The 12768-nt window shown below is 70.6% G+C and carries 11 protein-coding genes; 10 read left to right on the plus strand and 1 reads right to left on the minus strand.

The features are described 5' to 3' along the window. Positions 1-16 precede the first annotated feature (16 nt). Positions 17-1750 (plus strand): aspartate--tRNA ligase, encoded by a 1734-nt coding sequence (gene aspS / locus AB0K18_RS31875; RefSeq protein ID WP_364921646.1) that lies wholly within the window; start codon positions 17-19, stop codon positions 1748-1750. A gap of 82 nt (positions 1751-1832) precedes the next feature. On the opposite strand, the gene AB0K18_RS31880 is transcribed toward aspS, so the two are convergent. Beyond that, positions 1833-2729 carry a peptidylprolyl isomerase gene (locus AB0K18_RS31880; protein ID WP_364921649.1) on the minus strand — a complete coding sequence of 299 codons (897 nt, stop codon included), beginning with the start codon at positions 2727-2729 and terminating at the stop codon, positions 1833-1835. A 167-nt stretch (positions 2730-2896) separates the two neighbouring features. Between AB0K18_RS31880 and AB0K18_RS31885 the strand changes: the two genes are divergently transcribed. The 9 genes from AB0K18_RS31885 to mltG (AB0K18_RS31925) all read left to right on the plus strand — a co-directional run bounded on the left by AB0K18_RS31885 (position 2897) and on the right by mltG (AB0K18_RS31925) (position 12704). Then, a complete protein-coding gene (locus AB0K18_RS31885) occupies positions 2897-3376 on the plus strand; it encodes a DUF2231 domain-containing protein (protein ID WP_364921652.1) in 480 nt (159 codons plus the stop codon). Positions 3377-3406: 30 nt separating this feature from the next. Next, complete coding sequence (locus AB0K18_RS31890; RefSeq protein ID WP_364921654.1) at positions 3407-4708, plus strand: replication-associated recombination protein A; 1302 nt, start codon at positions 3407-3409, stop codon at positions 4706-4708. Between the two features lie 64 nt (positions 4709-4772). Further along, positions 4773-5609, plus strand: coding sequence for an oxygenase MpaB family protein (locus tag AB0K18_RS31895; RefSeq protein ID WP_364921656.1), 837 nt, complete (start codon positions 4773-4775; stop codon positions 5607-5609). An 86-nt stretch (positions 5610-5695) separates the two neighbouring features. Continuing rightward, positions 5696-6097 carry a DUF948 domain-containing protein gene (locus AB0K18_RS31900; protein ID WP_345386310.1) on the plus strand — a complete coding sequence of 134 codons (402 nt, stop codon included), beginning with the start codon at positions 5696-5698 and terminating at the stop codon, positions 6095-6097. Then, complete coding sequence (locus tag AB0K18_RS31905; RefSeq protein WP_364921658.1) at positions 6094-6324, plus strand: hypothetical protein; 231 nt, start codon at positions 6094-6096, stop codon at positions 6322-6324. Before AB0K18_RS31900 ends, AB0K18_RS31905 begins: the two co-directional genes overlap by 4 nt. A gap of 71 nt (positions 6325-6395) precedes the next feature. After that, positions 6396-9068, plus strand: a complete 2673-nt coding sequence (gene alaS, locus AB0K18_RS31910) for an alanine--tRNA ligase (RefSeq protein ID WP_364921661.1) — start codon at positions 6396-6398, stop codon at positions 9066-9068. A 1-nt stretch (position 9069) separates the two neighbouring features. Further along, complete coding sequence (gene ruvX / locus AB0K18_RS31915) at positions 9070-9549, plus strand: Holliday junction resolvase RuvX (RefSeq protein WP_364921664.1); 480 nt, start codon at positions 9070-9072, stop codon at positions 9547-9549. A gap of 766 nt (positions 9550-10315) precedes the next feature. Continuing rightward, positions 10316-11329 carry an endolytic transglycosylase MltG gene (gene mltG, locus AB0K18_RS31920; protein ID WP_364921668.1) on the plus strand — a complete coding sequence of 338 codons (1014 nt, stop codon included), beginning with the start codon at positions 10316-10318 and terminating at the stop codon, positions 11327-11329. Between the two features lie 211 nt (positions 11330-11540). Beyond that, a complete protein-coding gene (gene mltG, locus AB0K18_RS31925; RefSeq protein ID WP_364921670.1) occupies positions 11541-12704 on the plus strand; it encodes an endolytic transglycosylase MltG in 1164 nt (387 codons plus the stop codon). Positions 12705-12768 lie beyond the last annotated feature (64 nt).

The following is a 12768-nucleotide window of genomic DNA, read 5'->3' on the forward strand; positions in this document are numbered from 1 at the left end:
ATGAAGGGAAAGTGCAGTGATCCGCACGCATACCGCCGGGTCGCTCCGCGAGGAGCACGCCGGGCAGCAGGTGACGCTCGCAGGATGGGTGGCGCGCCGCCGTGACCACGGCGGTGTCGTCTTCATCGACCTGCGCGACGCCTCCGGCTCGGCGCAGGTGGTCTTCCGCGAGGAGGACCACGCCCACGACCTGCGCGCCGAATACTGCGTGCAGGTCGTCGGCAAGGTCAGGGTGCGGCCCGAGGGCAACGAGAACCCCGAGCTGCCCACCGGCGCCATCGAGGTGGTGGCCGACACGGTCGAGGTGCTGAGCGAGTCGGCGCCGCTGCCGTTCCCGATCGAGGGCAACGTGGGGGTGTCGGAGGAGGCGCGGCTCAAATACCGCTACCTCGACATCCGCCGGCAGCAGGTGGCCAACGCGATGCGCACCCGCTCCAAGGCGACCTACCTCGCCAACGAGGTGATGCACGAGCTCGGCTTCGTCTACGTCGAGACGCCCACCCTGACCCGCTCCACGCCCGAGGGCGCGCGCGACTTCCTGGTGCCGGTGCGGCTGCAGCCGGGCAACTGGTACGCCCTGCCGCAGTCGCCGCAGCTGTTCAAGCAGCTGCTGCAGGTGGCCGGCCTGGAGCGCTACTACCAGCTGGCCAAGTGCTACCGCGACGAGGACCTGCGGGCCGACCGGCAGCCGGAGTTCACCCAGATCGACGTCGAGATGTCGTTCGTCGACCAGGAGGACGTCATCGAGGTCGGCGAGAAGCTGGTCGGCCGGCTGTGGAAGGAGATCGCCGGCTACGAGCTGCCGACCCCGCTGCCGCGCATGACGTACGCCGACGCGATGGCCCGCTACGGCTCCGACAAGCCCGACCTGCGCTTCGGCCAGGAGCTCGTCGAGATGACCGACTACTTCTCCGGCACCTCGTTCCGCGTCTTCCAGGCCGACTACGTCGGCGCCGTCGTCATGCCCGGCGGGGCATCCCAGACCCGCAAGGAGCTCGACGGCTGGCAGGAGTGGGCCCGCTCGCGCGGCGCCAAGGGCCTGGCCTACGTGCTCGTCCAGGAGGACGGCACGCTCGGCGGCCCGGTCGCCAAGAACCTGTCGGAGCAGGAGCTGTCCGGGCTGGCCGGCAAGGTCGGCGCGCAGCCGGGCGACGCCGTCTTCTTCGCCGCCGGCGCCAAGAACGCCGCCCGCGACCTGCTCGGCGCGGCCCGGCTGGAGATCGGCCGGCGCTGCGACCTGATCGACGAGTCGCAGTGGTCGTTCCTGTGGGTCGTCGACGCGCCCATGTTCGAGGAGGACGGCGAGGGCGGCTGGACGGCCGTGCACCACCCGTTCACCGGGCCGAAGCCGGAGTGGGCCGACAACTTCCAGGACCACCCTGGCGAGGCGCTGGCCTACGCCTACGACATGGTCTGCAACGGCATGGAGATCGGCGGCGGCTCGATCCGTATCCACCGGGCCGAGATGCAGCAGCGCGTCTTCGACGTGCTCGGCATCTCCAAGGAGGAGGCGGAGAGCAAGTTCGGCTTCCTGCTCGAGGCGTTCAAGTACGGCCCGCCCCCGCACGGCGGCATCGCCTACGGCTGGGACCGCATCTGCATGCTGCTGTCGGGCGGCGACTCGATCCGCGACGTGATCGCGTTCCCGAAGACGGCCTCCGGCTTCGACCCGCTGACCGGCGCGCCCACGCCGATCACGACGGAGCAGCGCAAGGAGGCGGGCGTGGACGCCGCGCCCAAGCAGGCGTAGTCCCGCGAACGAGAACGGCCCGGGCGCCCCGTGAAGGGGCGCCCGGGCCGTTCTCCCATACGGGCGGGGCGAGGGCCGCGTGTCAGGAGAAGGTGATGCGCTTGATGACGACCGGGTTGCGCGGTGCGGTGGTGCCGCCGTCGCCGGTGATGTCGGCCTCGTTGATGATCAGGTCCTTGGGGCCGGTGGCCAGGCCCTCCAGCATCTCCATGCCCTCGCTGACGATGCCGACGACCGAGTAGCCGGCGCCGATCTGCATGTTCTCGTCGGACAGCGAGATCGCGAACTGGCTGTTGTTCTGCCCGGCCGAGTCACCCGGCTGGGTCATGAACACCACGCCCTTGCCGACCGGGATCTCGAAGTTCTCGTCGCCGTAGACGTAGCCCGCGGTGCCCTGGCCGTCGGTCGGGTTCTTGCCGTCGGCCTTGGCCAGCGGGTCACCGCACTGCAGCATGTGCACGCCGGACACCTCGGGCGTCACCAGGCGGTGGCACTTCATGTCGTTGTAGAACTTCTTCCGCGACAGGAAGTTCAGCGAGTTGACCGCGCACGGCGCCTCGTTCGTCATCAGGTCGACGACGACGTTGCCGCGGTTCAGCTCGATCGTCATCTTCTTGAGCTTCAAGTTCGGCTTCTTGGGCGGCAGGCCCACGAACTTGTTGGGCACCGACTTGTCCCGCTTGTACGTGCACGTCACGGGGCCGGTCCTGGTCGGAGTGGGCGTCTCGGGCGTCGCCGGGGTGCTGGCGCTGGCCGAGGGGCTCGCCTGCGCCGAAGCCTCGTCGGGCTCGTTGTTGACCAAGGTGGTCGCCGCGAAGATGCCGCCCGCGACCACGACGACAGCCACGGCCGCGCCGATGAAGGTGTTCCGCCTCGCCTTGGCGGTCTGCGCGGCGGCGCGCTTCGCCTGCCGTTCCTTGTGCTCCCGCGCCAGCTCTTTCTGGCGGTCCTCTTCGCTCTGGCGGTCGTCGCCGCTCACCGCTATGTCCTCTCGTCTTTGCCAAGGTATGACCAAACAACTCCGCGAATGCTACCGGCCTTCGATATGTGACGGACGTAAGTGGCGAAAGCCGAGCGAAGCGACCGCTGAGGCCGCGAACCTGCAGGCGGCGCGGACCGTAAGTGAAGGAGAACCAAGGAGTCCCCATGTTCGACGAGATCCTCGGCCTTCCGGCCCACCCCCTGATCGTCCACTTCGCCGTCGTGCTCACGCCGCTGCTCGTCGTCGTCGCGCTCGCGTACGCGCTCGTGCCCCGCTGGCGCCCCTCCACCGCGTGGGCCGTCGTGCTGCTCTGCCTGACGGCGCCCGCGGCCGTGTTCGCCGCCAGGCAGAGCGGCGAGAGCCTCAAGGAGGCCAGGTTCGGCGCGGCCGAGGGCGAGATGGCGGCACTCATCTCCGCGCACGAGGGCTTCGCCGTGCCGCTGCTGCTGTCCGTGCTCGGGCTCGGCGCGTCCGCGCTGCTCCTCGTGTACGCCTCCCGCCCCGCCCGGGACTCCCTGTCGGGCGACCGCTTCGGCCGGCCCGTCACGGTCGTCCTCGCGGCGCTGACCGTCCTGCTGGCCGCCGTGGCCGCCTTCTACGTCTTCCAGGCCGGGGACTCGGGAGCCAGGGCCGTGTGGTCCTAGCGGGCCTGCCACAGCGTGTAATCTCGCGTTGTGGATAGCCTGTTCGATTCGGCGGCCGAGGAGGCCACCCCGCAGCCGCTCGCCGTGCGCATGCGTCCGCGCACGCTCGACGAGGTGATCGGCCAGCGGCATCTGCTGGGGCCGGGCACCCCGCTGCGGCGCCTGGTCGAGAGCGAGGCTCCCATGTCGCTGTTCCTGTGGGGGCCGCCCGGCACCGGCAAGACCACGCTCGCCTACGTGGTCTCCAATGTCACCGAGCGCCGCTTCGTCGAGGTCTCGGCCGTCTCCGCCGGGGTGAAGGACGTCCGCGCCGCCATCGACTCGGCGCGCCGCGAGCTCGGCATGACCGGCCGCCAGACCGTGCTGTTCGTCGACGAGGTGCACCGCTTCAACAAGGCCCAGCAGGACGCCCTGCTGCCGGCCGTGGAGAACCGCTGGGTCACCTTCATCGGCGCCACCACGGAGAACCCGTTCTTCTCGGTGATCTCGCCGCTGCTGTCCCGCTCGCTGCTGCTCACGCTGGAGTCGCTGACCGACGACGACGTGCGGGCGGTGCTGGAGCGGGCCGTGTCCGACCCGCGCGGGCTCGGCGGGCGCAACACGCTCGCGCCCGAGGCGCTCGACCACCTCGTGCGCCTGGCGGGCGGCGACGCCCGGCGGTCGCTCACCTACCTGGAGGCGGCGGCGCTGCTGGCCGACGACATCACCGTGGAGGTGGTGGAGAAGGCCGTCGACAAGGCCGCCGTACGCTACGACCGGCAGGGCGACCAGCACTACGACGTCATCAGCGCGTTCATCAAGTCGATGCGCGGCTCCGACGCCGACGCGGCGCTCCACTACCTCGCCCGCATGATCGAGGCCGGCGAGGACCCGCGCTTCATCGCCCGCCGCATCGTCATCTTCGCCTCCGAGGACGTCGGCCTGGCCGACCCCACCTGCCTGCAGACCGCCGTGGCCGCCGCGCAGGCGGTGCAGCTCATCGGGCTGCCCGAGGGGCAGATCAACCTGGCCCACGCGGTCATCCACTGCGCCACCGCGCCCAAGTCCAACGCCGTCGTCAAGGCCATCGGGGCGGCGATCGGCGACGTCCGCAAGGGGCTGATCGGCCAGGTGCCCGGCCACCTGCGCGACGCCCACTACGCCGGGGCCGCCAAGCTGGGCCACGGCGACGGCTACCGCTACCCCCATGACTACGACCACGGGCTGGTGCGCCAGGACTACGCGCCCGAGCAGGTGCGCGAGCGGCGCTACTACCAGCCGACCCGCCACGGGGCCGAGGCGCCGGTGGCCGAGCGGTGGGCGAAGATCCGCGACTTCCTCAGGGGGTCGTGACACCTTCGCCGGCGAATCGTCCAAAGTGGTACTAAGTCTGTGATCACGGGGAATCACGATCGTTGTGAAGCCGACCGTGACCCCCGGCGGCGGCCTGTTCGGCCCCCGATCGATCACCTGGCGCGTCCACACCGAGACGCCTGCCTGGCCGGCGGCCGTACGCGCCTTCCAGTTCCAGGCCCTGCACCCGCGCACGATCCGCGGCATCGTCCAGAACCACCTGCTCGACGACGCCGAGGCGGTCAGGGCGCATCTGCGGCGGCGGCTCGCGTTCGTCGGCCTGCGCACCTTCGGGACGCGTGAGCAGGCCGAGGAGGCGTACGAGCGGGCCCGCGAGGTGCACGCCCGTCTCATCGGGCTCGACACCTCGACGGGCACGCTGTTCCGGCTGGACGAGCCGGAGAGCCTGCGCTGGGTCCACTGCGCCGAAGTGGCGTCCCACCTGGAGGTCGCCCGGCTGTCGGGAGTGGCGCTGACGGCGGGGGAGCGGGACGCGTACGTGGCCGAGCAGCGCCGCGCCGCGTACCTCGCCGGCCTCACCGACGTGCCGGGCAGCGCGGGCGAGCTGGACGACCACCTCACCGGGATGCGCGCCCACCTGTCCGCCACCGACGAGGCACGCGAGCTGCTGCGCCTCGTCGTCACCCCGCCGCCCTCGCTGCGGCCCGGCACCCTGCCCGCCGTCGGCGCGCTCGCGTTCGCCACGCTGCCCGGCTGGGCCAGGAGCATGTACGGCTGCCCAGGCGACGCGGCGGCCGGATACGCGGCGGGCGCGGCGCTCAAGGCGCTGCGCGCGGCGGCCATGGCGATGCCGGAACGGCTGGTGGCGCCCGAGATCCGGGCCGCGCGCGCCCTCATGCGAGCGGCGGCGCGGACCCCGGGAGCCGACGTGGCTGCCTGATCGGGGGAGCTTTCCGCACTAACGTTGTCACCCGAACGCGATAGGGTCTTGACGTTCCGGCCCAGCGTACGTAGGGAGATGCGCGGATGCTTACCGCTGGAGAGGTCGCCGGGCTGATCGCCGCCACGGGCTGGGTTGTCCTGGTGTGCGTCATGGCCATGGTGCTCGTCAAGCTCGCCCGGCTGCTCAACGAGACCACCAAGGCGGTCTCCGACCTGAACAAGCGCCTGGCGCCGCTGCTCGACGACGTCAGCGTGACGGTCAACGAGACCAACAGGCAACTCGTCGCCGTCGAGGCCATCGCCAAGGACGTCAAGCAGGTCAGCGGCCACGCGGCCAAGCTGAGCGCGGTCACGCAGACCATCTTCACCGGGCCGCTGATCAAGGTGTCCTCCCTGAGCTACGGCCTGCGCAGGGCCATCGAGGCCCGCCGGCCGCGCCGCCCCGTGCGGACGAGCAGGAGCCGGGTTCAGGAGCGCGCACGATGATCAGACGCATGTTCTACGTCTCGCTGGGCGCGTTCCTCGCCTTCTGGGTGATGCGCCGCCTGCAGGCCCTCCACCCCGACCACGTCGCCCGGCGGACGGCCGACGGCGCCGCGGGCATGCTCCGGCAGGTGAGAGACTTTACTCACGACGCGCTCGGCGAGGCCGCGGCGCGCGAAACCGAGTTGCGCGCCCGGTTCGGCCTCGACAAGGCTGAGAACGCCGGATGACGCTCGCCCGCCGACGGCGGGCGGCTCGACGAACACGACAACACGACTGACTACAGCAAAGGATGGCCACCATGGAGTCGGCAGAGATCGCGCGCCGCTTCCTGCGCTTCTTCGAGGAGCGTGGGCACACCATAGTGCCCTCGGCCAGCCTGATCGCTGAGGACCCGACGCTTCTCCTGGTCAACGCGGGTATGGTGCCGTTCAAGCCGTACTTCCTGGGGCAGCGCAGGCCTCCGGGGTCACGGCTCGCCACCGCCCAGAAGTGCGTCCGCACGCCCGACATCGACGAGGTCGGCAAGACCACCAGGCACGCGACGTTCTTCCAGATGCTGGGCAACTTCTCCTTCGGCGACTACTTCAAGGCCGAGGTGATCCCCTACGCGTGGGAGCTGCTCACCAGGTCCGAGTCCGACGGCGGCTTCGGCTTCCCCGAGGACAAGCTGTGGGCGACGGTCTACCTCGAGGACGACGAGGCGTACGACATCTGGCGCAACAAGGTCGGCCTGCCCGAGCACCGCATCCAGCGCCGTGACCTCGAGGACAACTACTGGCACATGGGCGTGCCCGGCCCGGGCGGCCCGTGCTCCGAGATCTACTACGACCGCGGCCCCGAATACGGCAAGGAGGGCGGCCCCGTCGCCGACGAGGACCGCTACCTCGAGGTCTGGAACCTCGTGTTCATGCAATACCAGCTGAGCGCGGTGCGGTCCAAGACCGACTTCGACATCTCCGGCGAGCTGCCGAGCAAGAACATCGACACCGGCATGGGCCTCGAGCGCATGGCGGCGATCTTGCAGGGCGTCGACAACATCTACGAGATCGACACCACCTACAAGATCCTCGACAAGGCGGCCGAGCTCACCAAGACCCGCTACGGGCGCGACCAGCGCGCCGACGTCAGCCTGCGGGTCATCGCCGACCACGTGCGCACCGGCACCATGCTGGTCGCCGACGGCGTGCTGCCCGGCAACGAGGGCCGCGGCTACGTCCTGCGCCGCATCCTGCGCCGCTCGATCCGCAACCTGCGCCTGCTCGGCTCCGGCGACGAGCGCTACATGCACGAGCTGACCGACGTCGCGATCAACGTGATGGGCGAGCAGTACGACCAGCTCAAGGCCGACGCGCCGCAGATCCACGCGGTCATCGACGCCGAGGAGGCGTCGTTCCTCGGCACGCTGCGCACCGGCACCGCGATCTTCGACGTCGCCGTCGAGGAGACCAAGCGCAAGTCGGGCACCACGATCCCCGGCGACCAGGCGTTCAAGCTCCACGACACCTACGGCTTCCCCATCGACCTGACGCTGGAGATGGCGGCCGAGCACGGGCTCAAGGTCGACGAAGAGGGCTTCCGCCGGCTCATGAAGGAGCAGCGGGCGGCGGCCAAGGCCGACGCGGCGGCGAAGAAGACCGGCAACGCCGACATCTCCGTGTTCGGGCAGATGCTGGAGTCCGCCGGCAAGGTCGACTTCCTCGGCTACGACGAGACCGAGGCCGACACCCGCATCGTCGGCGTCCTCGTCGACGGCCTGCCCGTCCCCGCGGCGGGCGCGGGCAGCACGGTCGAGGTCGTGCTGCAGCGCACCCCGTTCTACGCCGAGGGCGGTGGCCAGCTCGCCGACCAGGGCGTCATCCGTACGAGCGGGGCCGAGGTCGAGGTCGTCGACGTGCAGTCGCCGCTCAAGGGCCTCATCGTGCACCGCGGCAAGATCCGCAGCGGTGAGCTGCGGGTCGGCGACGAGGCGCAGGCGGAGATCGACATCGAGCGGCGCCGCGCGATCTCGCGCAGCCACAGCGCCACCCACCTCGTCCACCGCGGCTTCAAGAACGCGCTCGGCGAGACGGCGGCGCAGGCCGGCTCCGAGAACTCACCCGGCCGCTTCCGCTTCGACTTCACCGCGGCGGGCGCGGTGCCGCAGAGCGTGCTGCGCGACGTCGAGGACGAAGTCAACGCCGTGCTCATCAACGACCTCAAGGTCAACGCCTTCTACACCTCCCAGGCGGAGGCGCGGGCGATGGGCGCGCTGGCCATGTTCGGCGAGAAGTACGGCGACGAGGTCCGCGTGGTCGAGATCGGCGACTACTCCCGCGAGCTGTGCGGCGGCACCCACGTCCACAGCTCCGGCCAGCTCGGCCTGGTCAAGGTGCTGGGCGAGCAGTCGGTCGGCGCGGGCGTGCGCCGCGTCGAGGCGCTCGTCGGCATCGACGCCTTCCGCTTCCTCGCCCGCGAGAGCGTGCTGGTCAACCAGCTCAGCGAACAGCTCAAGGCGCGCCGCGAAGAGCTGCCCGAGCGCATCGAGGGCATCGTCACCCGGCTGCGCACCGCCGAGAAGGAGCTGGAGCGGCTGCGCTCCGCGCAGGTGCTCCAGGTGGCGGGCGAGCTGGTGTCGCAGGCCCGTGACCTGGGCGGCGTCTCCGTCGTGACACACCGCGCGCCTGATGGCACCGGCGCCGATGACCTGCGTAAGCTCGCGCTTGATGTACGAGGCAGGTTCCCGGCCGACCGGCCGGCGGTCATCGTGATCGTCGGCGTCCCCTCCGACCGGCCCGTGGTGGTTGCCGCGGTCAACGAGGCGGGGCGCGAGCGGGGGCTCAAGGCCGGACGGCTGGTCGGCGTCGCCGCCAAGGCTCTTGGGGGTGGCGGTGGCGGCAAGGACGATGTCGCGCAGGGCGGCGGCACACGACCGGAGGCGATCAGCGACGCGCTGCGCCTGGTTGACGACGCGATCGTGGGGCAGCTCGGCTGACATGAGGTTCGGTTCACGGATCGGCGTCGACGTCGGTTCTGTACGCATCGGCGTGGCGCGCAGCGACCCGTCCGGGTTGCTGGCCACGCCGGTCGAGACCGTGCGGCGGGGCAAGGGCGACCTCGACCGCATCGCCGCGATCGCCGACGAGCACGAGGCGATCGAGGTCGTGGTGGGGTTGCCCACCTCGCTGTCCGGGCGTGAGGGGCAGGCCGCGGGGCTGGCGCGCGAGTTCGCCGCCAGGCTCGCCGCGCGGCTGGCGCCCACGCCCGTCCGCCTGTTCGACGAGCGGCTGACCACGGTCACGGCGCAGCAGGGCCTGCGGGCCAGCGGCGTACGGGCCAAGAAGCAGCGCGGCGTCGTCGACCAGGCGGCGGCCGTCGTGCTGCTGCAGGACGCGCTCGACTCCGAGCGCGCCACGGAGAGACCACCAGGCAGGCCCGTCGAACCGCCCCGCGCGGCCGACGGACCTGCCTCATGAACGCGCCCACGCCCACATCCCGTGACGGGTGGCCCGCTGCTCGGGCCACCACTTTCACGCTGCCCTCTTCCGAGCACGCCCGCCACTTCTGCGGAGACGCACACCGGTCCTCCGGGTACGCGCGGTGCCGCGTGGCGAGCGACTCTGCCGGGGCGTGCCGTCCCGAGGCCGCTGTTCGCAGCTCTTTGGAGCGTTCCTATCGGGTGTCCGATGAGGTGGTCGCATGAACAGGACACCGGGCGACGAGGACGACCTCGGCGACATGATCCCCTTCCAGGACAGCGAAGACCTGCCCGGCAGCACAGATCCAGAGCCCGAGGCCCGAACCGCGCCCGAGGAGCGGACCGGCTCCGAGGAGCGGCCCGGCTCCGAGGCCGGTCGAGACGGGCTGGCCGAGCCCGATCGGCAGGCTGCAGCCGCAGCGCAGCCGGACCCCAAGGAGCGGGTCGCCGCTGAGGCGGAGCCGGGATCCGAGCGGCGGGCGGCGACTGGGGCACAACGGGACGCCGAGGAGCGGATTGCCCCTGGAGCGGAGCCGGGGTCAGAGCGGCGGGGGGCTGCTGGGGCGGAGCCGGAGGCTGAGGAGCGGGTTGCCGCTGGGGCGGAGCCGGGGTCTGAGCGGTGGGCGGCTGCGGGAGCGGAGCCGAGGGCCGAGCAGGGGAGCGCCTCTGATGAGCAGGCCACTTCCCATTCCCCCTCCCCTTCCGCTTCCACAGGACTCGATGGGGACGGTGTGGCTGCGGGGCGGCGGAAGGCTTGGCGGAAGGTGGGGGTGCTGTCCGCCGGGTTGCTGGCCGCGGCGCTGGCGATCGGCGTGGGGGCCATCACGGTCGTGAAGCCGTACCTGAGTCCTGATGACTTCGAGGGACCGGGCAACGGCGCGGTGACGGTGCGGATCACGCCGGGGTCGAGCGCGTACGCGATCGGGGCGGCGCTGGCCGAGGCAGGGGTGGTGGCGAGCGCGCAGTCGTTCGTGAACGTGACCGAGCAGCGCGCGGTGAGCGACCGGCTACGGCCGGGACACTACCGGCTGCGCAAGGGCATGGCCGCGGCGGCGGCGCTCGACCTGCTGCTCAAGCCCGCCTCGCGGGTGGTGCGGCGGGTGACCGTGCCCGAGGGGCTGCGGGTGCAGGAGGTGTTCAGCCGGCTGGCCAAGCTGGCCGGGCTGCCGGTCGAGGAACTGCGCAAGGTGGACAAGGCCCTCGTCGGCCTGCCCAAGTACGCTCCCGGGCTGGAGGGCTTCCTGTTCCCCGCCACGTACGAGATCGAGCCCGGCGACACCGCCGTGGACGTGCTGGCGGCGATGGCCGAGCGGTTCGAGGCCGCGGCCCGTCACGTGGGCCTGGAGGAGCAGGCGGGGCAGGTGAACCTGACGCCGCTCGAAGTGGTCACGGTGGCGAGCATGATCCAGGCCGAGGGCGGCACTGACGAGGACTACCCGAAGATCGCTAGGGTGATCTACAACCGGTTGGCGAAGGGCACCCCGTTGGAGATCGACAGCACGGTGCTGTACGCGCAGAACCGGCGGACGCTGAAAGTCACGGAGAGCGACACCAAGGTGAACTCTCCCTACAACACCTACCGGCATAAAGGGCTGCCCCCAGGCCCCATCGCCAATCCGGGCGAGAAGGCACTGATGGCGGCCCTGAACCCGGCTGAAGGCGATTGGCACTGGTTTGTTACCACGGATCCCGCGCATAGAATCACCAAATTCACCAACAAAGAGAGCGAGTTCGTGAGATACCGGGAAGAGTTGAACAAGAACCTCGGGACACGCTGATGTTCGTTGGGACCCGCACTGTCCCCGCGCAAAAGCCCCAGAACGGGGCATGCGTCCTCTTTCCGTCCCCTAGCATGGCTACCCAGAGTGATCCCCGTCGGCCGGAGTGGTGCGTCCGGCGGATTCCCCCGTTTCGCTCGGTGACTCCAGCCGGTTGGGCAGTTCCGCTTGACGCCTGGCGGGCAGTGCCGGGAGATTGGCCAGCGCATCTATGAACGATCTCGATCTGAACACTCTGCTCGGCCCCGAGGACGACGAAGGCTCGCCTCGGCGCCGCTCCCGGGGCGCCGGCAAACGCGGAGGCGGGCGCCGCCGTCGCCGGCGCCGCAACCGGGGCGGCTTCCTCGCGCCGATGCTCGCCTTCATCGTCCTGGCCGGCATCCTCGGCGGCGGTGGCTACTTCGCCTACACGCGGATCGGCGACGCGCTCACTCCCGATGACTACACCGGCGCCGGCTCCGGCGAGGTCGTCATCGAGATCAAGGACGGCCAGAGCGCCTCCGACGTGGCGCAGGAGCTGGAGCGGCAGGGGGTCGTGGCCAGCGCCAGAGCGTTCACCAACGCCATCGCCAACGCGAAGAAGAGCGGCTCGCTGCAGCCGGGCGAGTACAAGCTGCGCAAGAAGATGTCCGCCGCCAGCGCCGTCGAGATGCTCGACCACGACAAGCGGCTGCGCGACACCTTCACCATCGCCGAGGGCCTGCGGCTGTCCCAGACGCTTCCCCAGCTCGCGGAGAAGACCGGCAAGCCGCTTGAGGAGTTCAACGCGGCGGCCAAGGACGTCGAGAGCCTCGACCTGCCGAAGTACGCCAAGGGCAAGCTGGAGGGGTACGCCTTCCCCGCCACGTACGAGTTCCAGCCCAACTCGACGCCGAAGCAGATCCTGGCGGCCATGGTCAAGCGCTACAACCAGACGGCCGAGAAGTACGACATCGAGTCGGGCGCCAAGGACCTCGGCTTCACGCCGCACGAGCTCATCACCATCGCGAGCATCGTGCAGGCGGAGGCGGGCCGGCAGGAGGACATGCCGAAGATCGCCCGCGTCATCTACAACCGGCTCAAGCTGCCGATGAACCTGGCGATGGACAGCACGGTCATGTACGCGCTGAAGAAGCAGGGCACGTACGCGACCTTCGCCGAGACGCGGAACACCAAGTCCCGGTACAACACGTACAAGTACGGGGGACTGCCGCCGGGGCCCATCGCCAACCCCGGTGACCACGCCATCGAGGCGGCGCTCAACCCCGCCAAGGGGCCGTGGCTGTTCTTCGTCGCCACCGACCCCAAGAGCCAGGTCACCGAGTTCGCCACCACGGAGGCCGAGCACAACGCACTGGTGGCCAAGTGCAAGGCGAACGGCGGCTGCGGCGGCTGACCCCCTGAGGCGCCCGCGCACGCAACGCGCTGCGCGGGCGCCGCAAGCGGATGCGCCGCAAGCG

Origin of the sequence: Nonomuraea sp. NPDC049421, assembly GCF_040677005.1 — a bacterium.
Taxonomy (GTDB): Bacteria; Actinomycetota; Actinomycetes; order Streptosporangiales; family Streptosporangiaceae; genus Nonomuraea; species Nonomuraea salmonea.

What these genes read in the sequence shown, in the direction of transcription:
- AB0K18_RS31905 (WP_364921658.1), top strand. Translation starts at nt 6,094, where the DNA reads ATGATCAGACGCATGTTCTACGTCTCGCTGGGCGCGTTCCTCGCCTTC.
- AB0K18_RS31900 (WP_345386310.1), top strand. Translation starts at nt 5,696, where the DNA reads ATGCTTACCGCTGGAGAGGTCGCCGGGCTGATCGCCGCCACGGGCTGG.
- ruvX (WP_364921664.1), top strand. Translation starts at nt 9,070, where the DNA reads ATGAGGTTCGGTTCACGGATCGGCGTCGACGTCGGTTCTGTACGCATC.
- alaS (WP_364921661.1), top strand. Translation starts at nt 6,396, where the DNA reads ATGGAGTCGGCAGAGATCGCGCGCCGCTTCCTGCGCTTCTTCGAGGAG.
- AB0K18_RS31885 (WP_364921652.1), top strand. Translation starts at nt 2,897, where the DNA reads ATGTTCGACGAGATCCTCGGCCTTCCGGCCCACCCCCTGATCGTCCAC.
- mltG (WP_364921670.1), top strand. Translation starts at nt 11,541, where the DNA reads ATGAACGATCTCGATCTGAACACTCTGCTCGGCCCCGAGGACGACGAA.